General features: G+C 72.7%; 16 protein-coding genes. 9 read left to right on the top strand and 7 right to left on the bottom strand.

The features are described from left to right. Positions 1-126 precede the first annotated feature (126 nt). A complete protein-coding gene (locus tag ACGF5G_RS18195; protein WP_393264005.1) occupies positions 127-1,485 on the top strand; it encodes an MFS transporter in 1,359 nt (452 codons plus the stop codon). Between the two features lie 120 nt (positions 1,486-1,605). Here the strand turns inward: ACGF5G_RS18195 and ACGF5G_RS18190 are convergent, their stop codons facing one another. Both ACGF5G_RS18190 and ACGF5G_RS18185 read right to left on the bottom strand, forming a co-directional pair. Continuing rightward, entirely contained in the window at positions 1,606-2,340 is a 735-nt protein-coding gene (locus ACGF5G_RS18190) for a DUF4287 domain-containing protein (protein WP_393264003.1), read from the bottom strand. 221 nt (positions 2,341-2,561) lie between these two features. Next, the gene (locus ACGF5G_RS18185; RefSeq protein WP_393264001.1) at positions 2,562-3,323 is read right to left on the bottom strand and encodes a FadR/GntR family transcriptional regulator; all 762 of its coding nucleotides are present in this window, start codon (positions 3,321-3,323) and stop codon (positions 2,562-2,564) included. Between the two features lie 142 nt (positions 3,324-3,465). Between ACGF5G_RS18185 and ACGF5G_RS18180 the strand changes: the two genes are divergently transcribed. From ACGF5G_RS18180 to ACGF5G_RS18145, 8 genes are all read left to right on the top strand, one after another. Then, the gene (locus ACGF5G_RS18180) at positions 3,466-4,752 is read left to right on the top strand and encodes a sugar ABC transporter substrate-binding protein (protein ID WP_350708213.1); all 1,287 of its coding nucleotides are present in this window, start codon (positions 3,466-3,468) and stop codon (positions 4,750-4,752) included. A gap of 81 nt (positions 4,753-4,833) precedes the next feature. Continuing rightward, positions 4,834-5,784 carry a sugar ABC transporter permease gene (locus ACGF5G_RS18175; protein ID WP_363706493.1) on the top strand — a complete coding sequence of 317 codons (951 nt, stop codon included), beginning with the start codon at positions 4,834-4,836 and terminating at the stop codon, positions 5,782-5,784. Continuing rightward, complete coding sequence (locus ACGF5G_RS18170) at positions 5,781-6,596, top strand: carbohydrate ABC transporter permease (protein WP_393263998.1); 816 nt, start codon at positions 5,781-5,783, stop codon at positions 6,594-6,596. Before ACGF5G_RS18175 ends, ACGF5G_RS18170 begins: the two co-directional genes overlap by 4 nt. A gap of 7 nt (positions 6,597-6,603) precedes the next feature. Further along, positions 6,604-7,752, top strand: coding sequence for a galactonate dehydratase (dgoD, locus tag ACGF5G_RS18165; protein WP_393263996.1), 1,149 nt, complete (start codon positions 6,604-6,606; stop codon positions 7,750-7,752). Between the two features lie 4 nt (positions 7,753-7,756). Then, positions 7,757-8,395 (top strand): bifunctional 4-hydroxy-2-oxoglutarate aldolase/2-dehydro-3-deoxy-phosphogluconate aldolase, encoded by a 639-nt coding sequence (locus tag ACGF5G_RS18160; RefSeq protein ID WP_393263995.1) that lies wholly within the window; start codon positions 7,757-7,759, stop codon positions 8,393-8,395. Further along, on the top strand, positions 8,392-9,345 hold the full coding sequence (locus tag ACGF5G_RS18155; protein WP_393263993.1) for a sugar kinase: 954 nt from the start codon (positions 8,392-8,394) through the stop codon (positions 9,343-9,345). The genes ACGF5G_RS18160 and ACGF5G_RS18155 overlap by 4 nt, the downstream gene beginning before the upstream one ends. 33 nt (positions 9,346-9,378) lie before the next feature. Next, positions 9,379-10,608 carry a D-mannonate dehydratase ManD gene (gene manD, locus ACGF5G_RS18150; protein WP_350708225.1) on the top strand — a complete coding sequence of 410 codons (1,230 nt, stop codon included), beginning with the start codon at positions 9,379-9,381 and terminating at the stop codon, positions 10,606-10,608. Then, positions 10,598-11,155, top strand: a complete 558-nt coding sequence (locus ACGF5G_RS18145; RefSeq protein ID WP_393263991.1) for a gluconokinase — start codon at positions 10,598-10,600, stop codon at positions 11,153-11,155. The genes manD and ACGF5G_RS18145 overlap by 11 nt, the downstream gene beginning before the upstream one ends. A 36-nt stretch (positions 11,156-11,191) precedes the next feature. Here the strand turns inward: ACGF5G_RS18145 and ACGF5G_RS18140 are convergent, their stop codons facing one another. The 5 genes from ACGF5G_RS18140 to ACGF5G_RS18120 form a co-directional block, all read right to left on the bottom strand. Continuing rightward, entirely contained in the window at positions 11,192-11,608 is a 417-nt protein-coding gene (locus ACGF5G_RS18140) for a YchJ family protein (RefSeq protein ID WP_393263989.1), read from the bottom strand. 122 nt (positions 11,609-11,730) lie between these two features. Then, positions 11,731-12,102: a hypothetical protein gene (locus ACGF5G_RS18135; RefSeq protein ID WP_393263987.1), complete on the bottom strand. Its 372-nt coding sequence runs from the start codon at positions 12,100-12,102 to the stop codon at positions 11,731-11,733. A gap of 240 nt (positions 12,103-12,342) precedes the next feature. Next, the gene (locus ACGF5G_RS18130) at positions 12,343-13,272 is read right to left on the bottom strand and encodes an STM4015 family protein (RefSeq protein WP_393263986.1); all 930 of its coding nucleotides are present in this window, start codon (positions 13,270-13,272) and stop codon (positions 12,343-12,345) included. Between the two features lie 426 nt (positions 13,273-13,698). Next, complete coding sequence (locus ACGF5G_RS18125) at positions 13,699-14,802, bottom strand: magnesium and cobalt transport protein CorA (protein WP_393263984.1); 1,104 nt, start codon at positions 14,800-14,802, stop codon at positions 13,699-13,701. A 63-nt stretch (positions 14,803-14,865) separates the two neighbouring features. Next, positions 14,866-15,486: a class F sortase gene (locus ACGF5G_RS18120; RefSeq protein ID WP_393263982.1), complete on the bottom strand. Its 621-nt coding sequence runs from the start codon at positions 15,484-15,486 to the stop codon at positions 14,866-14,868. Positions 15,487-15,553: the final 67 nt, after the last annotated feature.

Below are 15,553 nucleotides of genomic sequence, written 5' to 3'. Positions count from 1 at the left end.
AGGGCCGCCGCCGCCTAACATCGCCGGCATGACGTGGCGATGTTGATGCACCGCTGACGGTCGCCCCCGTGGGCCGCCGCGGACGCCGTACGTCCGGCGTCCGCTTCGTCTCCACGGGAAGGCTTCATGACTGTCCACACTGTGCGCGTGCCCGATCCGCGTGTCCGCCGGCTGGCGGCCATCCTCTACGGGTACGCGTTCCTCGGTGAACTCGTTCTGCTCTATCCGCTGTACGCGCTGCTGTTCAGCGACACCGGCCTGTCGGTCTGGCAGATCTCCTCGCTGTTCGTGATCTGGTCGGCCAGCGGGATCCTGCTGGAGGTGCCCTCCGGCGCCTTCGCCGACGCGGTCTCCCGGCGGCTGCTGCTCGCCCTCGCCCCGCTCGTCACGGCCGCCGGCTTCGCGCTCTGGGTGCTCGTCCCCTCGTATCCGGCCTTCGCCGTCGGGTTCGTGCTGTGGGGCGCCGGCGGTGCGCTCGCCTCGGGTGCGCTGGAGGCGCTGGTCTTCGACGAACTCGACCGGCTCGACGCCGCCGGCCGGTACGCCCGCGTCATCGGCCGGGCCAGGACGGCCGAGACGCTCGGCGTGCTCGCCTCGATCGTCCTGGCCGGCCCGGTGTTCGCCGTCGGCGGCTACCCGGCGGTGGGCGTGGCCAGCGTGCTCGCCTGCCTGCTCGCCGCCGCCGTCGCCACCCGCTTCCCCGAACACCGGCGGGGCGACGCCCCGGTGGCCGCTGCCGCTCCCGCGGCCGGGCCGGCAGCGGCCACCACCGCCGGCCCGGCCGCGACCGCCAGCCAGGAGTGGACCGGGCGGGCCGCCGAGGCGGGACGGGACGCGGGCGACGAGTACGGCGACGACGACCTCGGCTGGTGGGCGAGCCTGCGCGCCGGGCTCGCCGAGGCGCACGCCGACCGGGCCGTCCGCGCGGCGGTGCTGCTGGTCGCGGCGGTCGCGGCGGTCTGGGGGGCCCTCGAGGAGTACACGCCGCTGCTGGCGCGGGACACCGGCGTCGCCGAGGCGAGCGTGCCGCTGCTGCTCCTGCTCATCTGGGCCGGGGTGAGCGCCGGCGGCCTGCTCGCCCCGGCGGGGGAGCGGCTGACCACCCGCGGGTACGCCGGGCTGCTGGCGGTGTCCGGCGTGGCCCTGGCCGCCGGGGCGCTGCTCGCCCGGCCCGTCGGGTTCGTGCTGGTCGCGGCCGCGTTCTGCGGCTTCCAACTCGCCACCGTGCTCGCCGACGCCCGCTTGCAGGCCCGGGTCACCGGCAGCAGCCGGGCCACGGTCACCTCGCTCGCCGGGATGGCCACCGACGTGACGATCATCGCCGTCTACGGCGGGTACGGCCTGCTCGCCACCGGGGCCGGCAACGGGTTCGCCTTCGCGGTGGCCGCCGTGCCGTACCTGATCGTCGCGCTGCTCCTGGTGACGGGCGGCGGCCGGCGGTCCCGAGGCGGGCCGGGTCGGGTGGCCGCCGGTCGCGTCGGCTGACGACGGGCCCGGCGGCGGTCGGCGTGACCGCCGCCGGGCCGGCGCGCCGTCAGCCGGCGAGGTGCCGGTCCGACCGCTGGTGGCCGGATCGGAGGGGTGGTGCCGGCGACGGACGTGTGCTCATCGGCCCGTGCCTTCCAGGAGGTGCTTGAGCGCGGCCAGCCGGTCCCGCCAGTACGCCTTCAGCTCGGCCGCCTGTTCCGCCCCGGTCAGTTTCTCGTGCTGGACGGACACCCGGGACTTCGTCTCGCCCACGGCGGCGAAGCCCACCACGAGCCGAGTCGACCCGTCGCCCCAGTCGGCGCGGAACGTCCGGGGCGCGGTGGCGGTGCGGACCCGGACCTCCGCGCCGGGCAGCCACCGGCGGCGCAGCGCGTCGTCGGCGAAGGCGTCGAAGAGCCGCCGCACCGGGACGGCCACCGTGCGGCTGCCGGCGGCGGAGAAGCCGCCGCCGCGCCGCTGCCCGGGGGCGCGCAGGCCGCGCGTCTGTTCGTACCCGACGGTGAGGCTCTGCGCCCACCAGCCCGGCACCTCGTGCGTGGTGGCCAGCCAGCGGGCGATCTCGGTGTGCGTACGCCCGGTGGCGTCCCAGGCGTCGAGCAGGGCGAACCACTCGTCCCAGCCGCGGCCGGTGCGTTCCCGGACGAGCGCGTCGGAGATCCGCGCGGTCTGCACCGCCGTGCCCGACGACGTCGCGCCCGGCGCGGGCTTCGGCGGCGCGGGCGGTGCGGCGGCGGGCTCGGGCGCGGCGGCGGTCGACCGGGCGACGAGCTGCCGGCGGGCGGTCGTGTAGCTCTCGCCGGTCTTGTCCATCCGGGCCCGGACCCGGGTCTTGAACGACTTGTCACGCGTCATCACATGCTCCCTCGTCGACGGCGCGGGTCGCAGGGACCCACGCTCCCGTCGACCGCGCCGGATCAGGGCATGTGGCACGGCATCCCGAGAGCGCGAGGCTCCCTTTGCCTCCGCGACGCCGGTGGCGTGAGCACCGGTAGGGAGGTGAGGCGCGGGACGGCGCCGCCACCAGCATACGCCGGGCGAAAGGACGGCGGGAGCGGGACGGGTCGGGGCAGCGGTCAGGGGCCGGCGGTCTCGCCGGTCTGCTCCCAGATCGAACTCATCTCGTCGAAGGCCTGCTCCATGAGCTGCACCATGGCCCGCCGGGCGCGCTCGCCGTCGCGCCGCTGGATCGCCTGGGCCACCTCCGCGTGCAGTTGGAGGGCCTGCTCGTGCGGGTGGTGGGGCATGAGGTGGTGCTGGTGCCGGCCGGTGAGCACCTCCGCGACCAGCTCCTGCAACCGGACGAACATCTCGTTACCGGAGGCGACCAGCACCCGCCGGTGGAACTCGATGTCGAGCCGCAGGAAGCGCTCCTCGTCGCCGGCCTTGCCGGCGGCCCACATCTTCGCCGCGAGCCCGACGAGGTCGCTCGCCTCGTCGTGACCGACCCGGCTGGCCGCGAGCAGGGCGGCGTGCGGCTCGACGGCGGTGCGCAGCTCGGTGATCGAGCGGAGCTGGGCGATGCGGCCGGACGAGGCGAGCCGCCAGCGGATCACCTGCGGGTCGAAGACGTTCCAGGCGTCCGTCGGACGGATCATGACGCCGACCCGTCGGCGGGTCTCGATGAACCCGATCGAGGCGAGCACCCGCAGGACCTCGCGGACGACCGAGCGGGACACGGCATACCGCTCGACCAGTTCGTCGATGTTGAGGACGGCCCCGGCCGCCAGTTCGCCACCGCAGATGGCCGTGCCGAGGTGGTCGAGGACGCGTGCGTGCAGCCCGGCCTCGGCAGGGGCGATCGGGGCGACTGCGACCCCTGGGGAGGACGGTTTCACACGGCTGATCATATCAGTTGGGTCTACCTCTTGAATAAATCTGCTTTTTCGGCCTAGCATCCCGACGTTAAGCGGATGTAAACAGGGAGGTGGCGGCCCCACGTCGGGCCCGGCCACGGCCACGGCATAAGGAGAGATGGACGTGAGACGTCGATCAGTTATCGGGACTTCCCTGGCGATGGTCGTCGCCCTCGGCCTGTCCGCCTGCGGTGGCGGGGACGACGCCGGCGGCTCGGACACCGTGCGCGTGACGCTGGTGAACCACGTCTGGACGGACAACATCAAGAAGGCGCTGCCGGAGTTCGAGAAGCAGACGGGCCTCAAGGTCGAGGTGACCCAGCTCGGCGAGGACCAGCTCTCCGACCAGTACAACGTCAAGCTGAACGCCGGATCCAGCGACATCGACGTGATGATGTACCGGCCCCTGCAGGAGGGGAAGCTGTTCGCCAAGAACAAGTACCTGGCCGACCTGACCGACAAGGCCAAGTCGGACAGCGCGTTCGAGTTCGGCGACTTCCAGACCGGGCCGGTGCAGGCCACCAGCTACGAGGACAAGCTGGTCGGGGTGCCGATCATCACCGAGCAGGAGGTCCTCTACTACCGCAAGGACCTGCTGGAGAAGTCCGGCTTCACGGCCCCGCCGAAGACCCTCGACGAGCTCAAGGCGCAGGCGGCCAAGGTCGAGGCGGACAACCCGGGCGTTGCGGGCTTCGTGTCCCGCACCGGCAAGGCGGCCGCCGTCACGCAGTTCTCCAGCTTCCTCTACAGCTTCGGCGGCGACTTCGTCGACGCCAACGGCAAGGCGTCGGTCAACACCGACCAGGCCAAGCAGGCGTACGCCTACTACGGCGGGCTGCTGCGCGAGCACGGCCCGGAGAACATCAGCACCGACATGAGCTGGTCCGAGGCGATGGCGATCTTCACCCAGGGCAAGGCGGCCTTCTACACCGAGGCCAACTCGCTCTACAAGAACGCCACCGACCCGGCCAAGTCGAAGGTCTCCGAGACCGTCGGGTTCGCCGCCTTCCCGGCCGGCCCGGCCGGCTCGAAGCCGTACAACATCCCCTCGTGGGCGCTCGGCGTCAACGAGACGTCCAAGAACCAGGACAACGCCTGGAAGTTCATCCAGTGGGCGGCCGGCAAGGAGCAGGCGCTGGCGCAGCAGAAGGCCGGCGTCCCCAGCGCCCGCACGTCCGTCTGGGAGAACCCGGAGGGCTCGGCGAGCTACCCGAAGGACCTCGCCGAGGCCACCACGGTCAGCACCGCCAACGGCGTGGGCCACGACCGTCCGCTGGTCGTGAAGGTCGCCCAGGCGCGGGAGATCGTCGGCCAGCCGATCGTCGACGCGATCACCGGCAAGGACGCGGCCGCCTCGGCGGACGCGGCCAACGAGGCGTTCCAGAAGTTCCTCGACGACGAGGCGAAGTAGCCCGAAGCGCAGGTGGCGGAGCCGACCGGCTCCGCCACCCCGCGCCGGGACGCTGGCCCTGACCCCCCACCCGGAGACCTCATGTCAGCCGTCACCACACCAGTCAAAAGATCGACCGAGGCGCGTCCGGCGTCCCCGGAGACCTCGGCCTGGTCGCGCTGGGCCAACGAGCACCGCAAGTGGCTCTTCGCGGCACCCGCCATGGCGTTCGTCGCCGTGCTGATCGTCTTCCCGGTGGCCTGGACCGGGTACCTCAGCCTGACCGACGCCGAGGGCTCGGTACGCGCCGAGAGCGAGTTCATCGGCTTCCAGAACTACCTCGACGTGCTCACCGACACCGACCGCTTCTGGCCGGCCGTGTGGCGCACCGCCCTCTTCACCGGCGTCGTGCTCCTCTTCGAGGTCGTGCTCGGCATGGCGATCGCCCTGCTGCTGTGGCGGCCGTTCCGCGGTGAGAAGTGGGTCCGCGTCGCGATCCTGCTGCCGCTGGTCGCCACCCCGGTCGCGGTCGGCATGATGTGGCGGCTGATCTTCGACCCCAACATCGGCATGGCGAACCAGGTGCTCGGCTGGGTCGGGATCGGCCCCCAGCCCTGGCTGTCCGGGCAGAGCTCGGCCCTGCCCACGACGATGTTCATCGACATCTGGCAGTGGACGCCGATGGTCGTGCTGATCCTGCTCGCCGGCCTGACGTCGCTGTCCGACGAGCCGCAGGAGGCGGCGCTGATCGACGGCGCCAGCACCTGGCAGCGGTTCCGGCACGTCACCCTGCCGCTGCTGATGCCCACCGTGATCGTCGCGGTCCTGCTGCGCGGCATCGACGCCCTGAAGACCTTCGACATCCTCTACGCCACCAAGGGGCGCGGCGGCGGGTCGTTCCACGAGGTGGAGACCCTCAACGTCTACGCCTACGGCCTCAGCTTCGACTACAACGACTACGGCGTCTCGTCGACGGTCCTCATCATCTTCTTCCTGATCATCATCGGGGTGATGTGGGCCCTGACCTACCGCAAGAAGGGGCTGGACCGATGAAGCCGAGCAGGCCGTTCAAGGTCTTCCGGGCGGTGGCCCTGGTCGTCGTGGTGTTCTCGCTGATGGCGCCGCTGCTCTGGATGATCCTCGCGTCGCTGAAGACCAACGTCGACATCTACGACACCGACAAGGCGTTCTCCTTCTCGCCCACCCTGGACAACTACGGCACGGTGCTGGAACAGGCGAACTACGTCCAGTTCATCGGCAACAGCCTCTGGGTGGCGTTCGCGGCGACCGTGCTGTCGCTCCTGCTCGGCGTGCCCGCCGCGTACTCGATGAGCCGCTTCAACATGAAGAAGTCCGCGCTCGTCGTGCTCATGGCCCGGGTCATCCCCGGCGTCTCGCTGCTGGTGCCCTGGTACTACGTCTTCTCGAACCTGCAGATGGTCGGCGGCTTCACCGTGCTGATCCTCAGCCACATGTTCGTCTCGCTGCCGCTGATCGTCTACATCATGATGGGCTACTTCGACGGCCTGCCCGGCGAACTCGAGGAGGCGGCGCTCGTCGACGGGCTGACCCACATCGGCGCGTTCCGGCGGATCACCCTGCCGCTGTCGGTGCCCGGCATCGCCACCGCGGGGATCCTGTCCTTCATCTTCTCCTGGAACAACTTCATGTTCGCCCTCGTGCTCTCCGGCGCCGACACCAAGACGCTCCCCGTGGCGATCTTCGACTTCGTCGGCTACGCCAGCATCGACTGGGGCGGCCTGATGGCGGCGGCCACCGTGGTCACCGTGCCGATCATGGTGATCGCCCTGTTCGTGCAGAAGTACATCGTCTCCGGCCTCACCGCCGGCGCCACGAAGGGCTGAGGACGCCATGACGACAATCGAGAAGGTCGAGACCTTCCTCGTCGCGCCGCGCTGGCTGTTCGTCCGGGTGCAGACCTCCTCCGGCATCGTCGGCTGGGGCGAGGCGACCTGCGAGGGCCGCTCCGAGACCGTCCGCACCGCCGTCGAGCAGCTCAGCGAACTGCTCATCGGCCAGGACGCGCTGCGCATCGAGGACCACTGGCAGGTCATGACCAAGGGCTCGTTCTACCGGGGCGGGCCGATCCTGGCCAGCGCCGTGTCCGGGCTCGACCAGGCGCTGTGGGACATCGCCGGCAAGCACTTCGGCGCGCCGGTGCACCAGCTGCTCGGCGGTCCGGTCCGGGACCGGATCCGGGTCTACGGCTGGGTCGGCGGCGACGAACCCGCCGAGGTCCGCGACCAGATCGCCGCCGCCGTCGAGACCGGCCTCACCGCGGTGAAGATGAACGCGTCCGGGAAGATGAGCCCGGTCGCGTCGGTCGCCGAACTCGACGGCGTCGTCCAGCGGGTGGCCGCCGCCCGCGAGGTGCTCGGCGACGAGCGGGACGTGGCGGTCGACTTCCACGGCCGCTTCACCCTCGCCACCGCCCGCCGGGTCGCCCCGCTGCTCGAGCCGTACCGGCCGTTCTTCCTCGAGGAACCGGTGGTCCCGGAGAACTCGCACCTCATCGGCGAGTTCGTCCGTTCCACCACCACCCCGGTGTCGACGGGGGAGCGGCTCTACAGCCGGCAGGAGTTCCTGCCGGTGCTGCAGGCCGGCATCGCGGTCGCCCAGCCGGACCTCTCGCACGCCGGCGGCATCACCGAGGTCCGCAAGATCGCCGCGCTGGCCGAGGTGTACGACGTGCAGCTCGCCCCGCACTGCCCGCTCGGGCCGATCGCCCTCGCGGCCTGCCTCCAGGTCGGCTTCGCCACGCCGAACTACCTGATCCAGGAACAGAGCATCGGCATCCACTACAACCTCGGCGCCGAGGTGCTCGACTACTGCCTCGACAAGACCCCGCTGACGTTCGTCGACGGGTACGTCGAGCGGCTCACGGCGCCCGGACTCGGCATCGAGATCGACGAACAGGCCGTGCGAACGGCGGACAAGCGCGGCCACTCGTGGCGCAGCCCCACGTGGCGGCACCGTGACGGCTCCTACGCGGAATGGTGATCACATGACCCTCGACCTCACCGCCGAACTCACCGACGCCCGCATCCTCGCGGTCATCCGGGGCACCGACACCGCCGGCGCGATCGCCGCCGGCACCGCCCTGCTCGAGGAGGGCGTACGCCTCGTCGAGGTGGCCCTCACCACGCCGGACGCTCTGCGGGCCGTCGAGGCGCTGCGCGGGGTCGCCCCCGCCGGCTCCCTGGTCGGCGCCGGCACCGTGCTCACCGCCGCCGACGTGGCCGACGTGGCCGCCGCGGGCGCCCAGTTCGTGGTGACGCCGGCCGTGGTCGAGTCGATCCCCGAGGCGGCCCGCCGGGGCATCCCGGTCGCCGCCGGCGCGTTCACCCCGACCGAGGCGTACACCGCGATGCGGATGGGCGCGTCGGCGATCAAGCTGTTCCCGTCGTCGGTCGGCGGCCCGGCGTACCTCAAGGCGGTGCGCGATCCGTTCCCGGACATCCCGTTCGTCGCGGTCGGCGGCGTCGGCCTGGCCGACGTGCCCGGCTACCTGAAGGCCGGCGCGATCGCGGTCGGCGTCGGCGGGCCGCTGGTCGGCGACGCCGCCTCCGGCGGTGACCTGGACGCGCTGCGGACGCGGGCCCGCACCTACCTCGCCGCCGTGCGGGAGCCGGCCGCGTCATGACCGCGCCCGACCTGCTCACCTTCGGCGAGACCATGGTGTCGCTGCGCTCCGCTGGCCCGCTCGCCGCCGGCGGGCCGCTGACCATGCACCTGGCCGGCGCCGAGTCCAACGTGGCGGTGGGGGTGGCCCGGCTGGGCCACCGGGCCGCCTGGGCCGGCCGGGTGAGCACCGACGAGTTCGGCGAGTACACGCTGCGGCAGCTGCGCGCCGAGGGCGTCGGTGTCGACGGCGTGACCCGCGACCCGGACCGGCCGACCGGCCTGATGTTCCTGGAGCAGCGCACCGCCGACCTGACCCGGGTGCAGTACCACCGGGCCGGATCGGCCGGGTCGGCGCTGCGCGCCGACGACCTGCGGACGCCGTTGGCCGCCGGCGCCGGAATGCTGCACCTGACCGGGATCACCCCGGCGCTGTCCGACACCGCCCGCGCGGCCACCCGCTGGGCCGCCGAGGCCGCGGCCGAGGCGGGCATCCCCGTCTGCCTCGACGTCAACTACCGCGCCCGCCTCTGGTCCCGGGACGCCGCCCGCGAGGTGCTCACCCCGCTGGCGGGGTACGCCTCGGTCGTCATCGCCTCCGCCGACGAGCTCGACCTCGTCGGCGACCCGGGGGCCGACGAGGCCACGGTCGTGGCGGACCTGTTCCGGCGGGGCGTGGACACCGTCCTGGTCAAGCTGGGCGCCGACGGGGCCCGGGCGCACACCCCGGACGACGTCCAGCACGTCGGGGCGCTGACCGTGACCGCCGTCGACCCCGTCGGCGCCGGGGACGCGTTCACCGCGGGCTACCTGTCCGGCTGGTTCGACGGGCTCGACCTGGCCGGTCGCCTGCGCCGCGCGGCCACCCTCGGCGCCTTCGCGGTCTCCAGCCGAGGCGACTGCGAAGGGCTGCCCCGCCGCGCCGAACTGTCCCTTCTCGACGGCCACGAGACGGGCAGCGTTCTCCGTTAGCCGCCCCGCGCACCTGTAGAAGAAAGGCATCCCGTGAAGATCGTCGCCGCTGACGTCATCGTCTCCAGCCCCGACCGCAACTTCGTCACCCTGAAGATCACCACCGACGACGGGATCACCGGCCTGGGCGACGGCACCCTCAACGGCCGCGAACTGTCGGTCGCCTCGTACCTGCGCGACCACGTCGTCCCGCTGCTGATCGGCCGCGACCCGCACCGCATCGAGGACACCTGGCAGTTCCTGTACCGCTCGGCGTACTGGCGGCGCGGGCCGGTCACCATGGCGGCCATCGCGGCGGTGGACGTGGCGCTGTGGGACATCAAGGCCAAGGCCGCCGGCATGCCGCTGTACCAGCTGCTGGGCGGGGCCTCCCGCACCGGCATCATGGCCTACGGCCACGCCTCCGGCCGCGACATCCCGGAGCTGTTCGACTCGATCCGCCGGCACCTGGAGCTCGGCTTCCGGTCGATCCGCGTGCAGACCTCCGTGCCGGGCATCAACGCCGTGTACGGCGTCGCCGCCCAGCCCAGCGCCGACGGCAAGCGGTACGACTACGAGCCGGCGCAGCGCACCCCGCTGCCGGCCGAGGAGGACTGGGACACCCGCGCCTACCTGCGCCACCTGCCCGGCGTCTTCGAGGCGGTCCGCAACGAGTTCGGCCCGGAGCTGCCGCTGCTGCACGACGGCCACCACCGGATGACCCCGATCCAGGCCGCGAAGCTGGGCAAGGCCCTGGAGCCGTACGACCTGTTCTGGCTGGAGGACTGCACCCCGGCGGAGAACCAGGAGGCGCTGCGGCTGGTGCGCCACCACACCACCACCCCGCTGGCCATCGGGGAAATCTTCAACACGGTGTGGGACTACCAGACCCTCATCCGCGAGCAACTGATCGACTACGTGCGCTCCGCCGTCACCCACACCGGCGGCATCACGGCCATGCGCAAGCTGCTCGACTTCGCCGCCCAGTACCAGATCAAGTCCGGCATCCACGGCCCGACCGACATCTCGCCGGTCGGCATGGCCGCCGCGCTGCACCTGGACCTCGCCATCCACAACTTCGGCATCCAGGAGTACATGCAGCACGGGCCGCTCACCAACGAGGTCTTCCGGCAGTCGTTCACCTTCACCGACGGCTACCTGCACCCGGGCGAGCAGCCGGGGCTCGGCGTGGAACTCGACGAGGAAGCCGCGGCGAAGTTCCCGTACGTGCCGGCCTACCTGCCGTTCAACCGGCTCAAGGACGGGACGGTCCATGACTGGTGAGAGCCGCCCGGGCGGCCCGGCCGCGACCCGGCACGTGGTCGTGATGGGGGTGTCCGGGGCCGGCAAGACGACCGTGGCCCGGGGCATCAGCGACCGTACCGGCCTGACCTTCGCCGAGGCGGACGAGTTCCACTCGCCGGCCAACGTGGCGCGGATGCGGGCCGGCGTGCCGCTGGACGACGCCGCGCGCCTGCCCTGGCTGCGCGACCTGGCCGCATGGATGGCGGCCCGCTCCGCCGAGGGCGTGTCGACGGTGCTGGCCTGCTCGGCGCTGAAGCGCTCCTACCGCGACGTGCTGCGCCAGGGGCCGCCGAGCGTCGAGTTCGTCCACCTGGACGGGCCGGCCGAGGTGATCCGGGACCGGATGGCCCGGCGTGCCGGGCACTACATGCCGGCGAGCCTGCTGGAGTCGCAGTTGGCGACCCTGGAGCAGCCCCACCCGGACGAGTCGGTGCTGGTGCTCGACGTCTCGCTGGCGCCGGACGAACTCGTCTCGGCGGCGGTCGACGGCCTCGGCCTGCGCACCGGCCTCCCCACCGGCGGGTAGCCGCGGCGCACCGGCCCGGCGGCTGCCGGGCCGGTGTCAGCCGGGCAACTCGTCGACGTAGACCCAGCGCCCGTCCTCGCGGACGAATCGGCTGCGCTCGGTCTGCGTCCCCGGCCGACCGCCCGCGCGGTAGTGGGCGCGGAACTCGACGACGCCCGTGGTGTCGAACAGCCCGCCCCGGTCGGCGTCGACGATCTCCAGCCCCGTCCAGCGCTGGCTCGGATCCAGGTCGAGCCGGCGCGGCCGGGTCGAGGAGTGCCAGCTCCGCAGCAGGTAGGCGGTGTCGCCGACGGCGAAGGCGCTGTACCGCGAGCGCATCAGCGCCTCGGCCGTCGCCGCGTCGGCCTCGCCCCGGTGCAGTCGCCCGCAGCACTGCGCGTACGGCTGGGCGGACCCGCACGGGCAGGTCCGGTCGGGGTCGTCGGCCGCGCTCCGGCGGGGTCTGGTCGCCACGGGCCCATTCTGGCCGACGGTCCGCCGCGACCGGCGTCCGGACCCGGCACGCGGGCGTCCGACCCCGGCGCCGTACGCCGACGGCTCGGTCCGCCGCCGGAGCACCCGTCGTGCGGGCCGGGTCAGCGGCCGCTCGTCCGGGCTGTCCGCCGGTTGCCGAAGGACTCCATGGTCGTCGCCTTGCGGGCCGGTGCCTTCGTGGCCGCGCCGGCACGGGTCGCGGCGGCCTTCGCCGTCTTCTTCGCGGGCGCCTTCTTCGCCGGCGCGCTCGTGGCCGGCGCCTTCCGGGTGCGGGTGGGGGCCGCCGTGGCGGAGGTGGCCTTCTTCCGGGCCACCCGGGGCGTCGTCGATGTCGGCTTCTCACCCGGGGTCTTGGCCGCGGTCGTCCCGGTGGCCCGTTTCGTGGCCGTCGCCACCTTCTTCGCCGCCGCCGTCCGCTTCATCGGGGCCTTGCGTGCCCCGGTGGCCTTCCTGGCCCGTCCTGCGTCCGCCATCGTCGCTCCTCGGGAATCGGCCCTGGGCGCACCGTCTTCCCCCGGCCCCGGCGGTCAAACGCCGGCAGGTGCTGGGCGTCCGGCCGGCCGGTACACGCGGGCGCGTGGCGCGGGCCGGATCGGACCAGTCGGCGCGACGGAAATCGGCCCTGCCGGTGGGCCGATCGGTCGGTCAGGCTCGCAGGGACTTTCCCCGAGCGTCGACGGACTGGAACCCTCGCAATGACGACCGCCGACATGTCATCTGGGGAGCGCGACGTAGCGCCACTTGCTGTCGCCCGGGTCCTTCCTACCGTCGCTGAGGTCGATCTCGACCCCGGAAGGCTCCAGGGCATCCCGCAGCCGACGCATCATGGCCGCGCTGAGGTAGTGGTGCTGGAGGTCGAGCCACCTCAGGTGAGTGAGCGGCCGGCCGTTGAGAAGCGCCGCGGCGCCGGTGTCCGACAGGGCGCCCATGGACAGGGCCAGGGACCGCAACTGTGCGACGACGGGAGCCTCGGCGACCGCCGCAGCAATCTCGTCCTGCAGCATGCTGTTGAGCAGTCCCAGGTGACGCAGCGCAGGGAAGCGTTCGCCGGAGAGCAGCGCTGCCAGGTCAGCAACGGCGGTGTCGCCCCCGCGATCCCGGACTCCGAGCCACAGCTCCAGTTCCTTCAGCGCGGGCAACTCGGAGGCGCAGAGTCCGCGCGCCACCTGGACCGGAAGGCCAGCGCTCTCGAACTCTAGGTACTGCAGCGAAGTGTGGCGCAGCGGTGAGACGGCTATGCCTGGCCCGCCGCGCGCTTCGAACCGCTCCAGCAGAGGGTAGGCGCTCAGCAGGGGGGTCACATCGGTCTGCCGGATCCAGGAGATGTCGCAATCCTCGTAGGAGATGTCCCCGAAGTGAAAGGCTCGCAGGCCGGTCAGTCGGTCCGCTGCGGCGACGGCCAGGTCGAGAATGGGCGCGGGGTCGAACTCATATGCGTCCGCCCAGCCGCCGAATACCAGGGCTCGTACCCCGGCGAGGTCGACCGCCTGGAGGAACTGCTGCCACGTCTCCGCGAAGCTCTGGTCGCTGTCGCACCCGCCACCACTCACGCGCCATGCCACCGACGCTGCTTCCTGCAGGTCACCGTCACTGGTGAAGTCGACGACCGGTAGGCCGTGAAACGTGTCTAGGTCACCCGGCATGGTGCAACTCCTCAGTTGCTGTGTTCTCGGTCATCGCTTTCTCGACCGGCAGCGGCACGGGTCGCCTGGCGACCGGTCGTCGCCGGAGGACCGCCCGCGCGCGTGCCGGACCAGCCAGGGCAGCAGGTGCCGGCGGGTCCAGGCCAACTCGGCGCGGAACACCTCGTGGCGCCGACGGCGCGGTGCGATCTCCAGCGGGCGCGTCCAACCGTCGTCGGTCTCCGGCAGCCCGACGGTGTGCGCGAGCGCGGCGGCGATCCGCTCGTGGCCGGCGCTGTTGGCGTGCAGCCGGTCGTCGCTCCACAGCCGCCATGTACCGCTGCCACATCACGTGGGCGAGGGTAGCGGCCGACGGTCAGGCCAACTCGCGAGGCCGCTGCCGGGGAATCTCCGGCTCGGCCTGACCGGGCGGGTGGCGACCTCCGGTCAGAGCCAGCCGGAGCGGCGGAAGAGGCGGTGCAGGGTGACCGCGACCAGTGCCATCAGGCCCAGCGCGGCCGGATAGCCGTAGCGCCAGTTCAGCTCGGGCATGGTGGCGAAGTTCATGCCGTAGATCCCGGCGATCCCGGTCTGGGTGGCGGCGATGGCGGCCCAGGCGGCGATCTTGCGCATGTCGTTGTTCTGGTCCACCGCGAGCTGCGCCAACCGGGACTGCAGGATCGAGTTGAGCAGGTCGTCGTAGGCGGCGACCCGGTCCACCGCCCGGGTCAGCCGGGCGTCCACGTCGACGAACCGGCGGCGCAGGCCGCGCGGCGGGTTGTCGGGGCGCTCGTCGAGCAGCGACCGCAGCGGCGCCTGCAACGGCTGCACCGCCCGCTTGAACTCCACGATCTCCCGCTTGAGCTGGTAGATGTGCTGGATGTCGGCGGACCGGTCGCGCGCGAAGACCGTCTCCTCGACCCGTTCCAGGTCCCGCTCCACGTGCCCGGCGACCTCCAGGTAGAGGTCGACCATCCGGCCGCAGACCGCGTACGCCACCGCCCACGGGCCCTCGGCGAGCACTGCCGGGCGGCGCTCGATGTCGGCGCGGACCGGGGTGAGCGCGCCCGCGGCGCCGTGCCGCACGGTGATGACGAAGCGGTCGCCGAGCAGCACCATCACGTCGCCGGTGTCGATCACCTCCGAGGTGTCGGTCAGTTCGGCGTGCTCCACGTACCCGGCGGTGCGCAGCACCAGCAGGGTCACGCCGCCGTCGCGCCGCACCGTGGGGCGGTGGCCGTCGGTGAGCGCCTGCTCGACCGTCAGGTCGTCCAGTCCGAACGTGCGGCCGACCGCCGCCATCACCGCCGGGTCCGGCTCGTGCAGACCCAACCAGACGAAGGCGCCGCGGCTGCGGCGACAGCGGGCGTACGCGTCGGCGTAGTGCGGGCGACCCGGCTCGCGCCGTCCGTCGACGTAGACGGCGCAGTCCACCACGGCGTCCGGGTTGGACCGTCGCGGCTCCCGCTCGCGCTGCCCGGGGACCGGCCGGCCGAGCAGCCGGTCGAACACGGCCGACAACCGCAGCCGCTCCCTCACCCGCTGCGCCACCCGTCCACCTCCGCGTCGCCGGCATCCGCGCGGCCACCGTACTCGGGCCCGGCGAATCGGGGGTCACGGCACCCGGGTGGCGAAGACGACGACGTTGTCGACGTAACTGCCAACGCGCCGGTCGAACCGGCCGCCGCAGGTGATCAGGCGCAGGCCGGCCGCCCCGCTGGGGCCGTAGACCAGGTCGGTGGGGAAGCGGTCCTTCGGGTACGACGCGACACCGTCGACGGCGAACGTCGCGACGCTGGCGTCGGCGCGGGTGATCCGCACCGTGTCGCCGGCCCGGAGCCGGCCGAGGTCGAAGAAGACCGCCGGCCCGGCGGCGGAGTCCACGTGCCCGACGATCACCGCGTTGCCGGTCTCGCCGGGGCTGACTCCGTGCCGGTACCAGCCGGCGAGGGTGGGTCGGTCCAGCGGCGGCACCTCCAGGCGCCCGTCGGCGTCGGCGCCGACCGGGACGATCGGGGCCCGCACGTCGATGGCCGGGATCCGCACGTCCACCGGTTCGGCCCGGTCCAGCGGCGGCACCGACGGCGCCGGGCGGGCCCCGGGCGGCGCGTCGGCGACCCCGGGCCGGGGCGGGCGCGGCGGGGCCGTCGCCACCCCGGCGGTGACCAGGGCGAGCCCGGTGGTGCCGAGCAGGGCGATGACCGCGACCGCCCACCCGGGCCTGCGCCAGCCCACGTTCCACCTCCGTACGCGTTCGCCCGGGTGCCCGCTCCGGCGTTCACCGGTGCGGGCACCCGTCTCA

Origin of the sequence: Micromonospora sp. NPDC047730 (genome assembly GCF_043204765.1) — a bacterium.
Taxonomy (GTDB): domain Bacteria; phylum Actinomycetota; class Actinomycetes; order Mycobacteriales; family Micromonosporaceae; genus Micromonospora.
The sequence above is the reverse complement of the archived record's forward strand: the minus strand, read 5'-3'. Positions and strand labels throughout refer to the sequence as shown.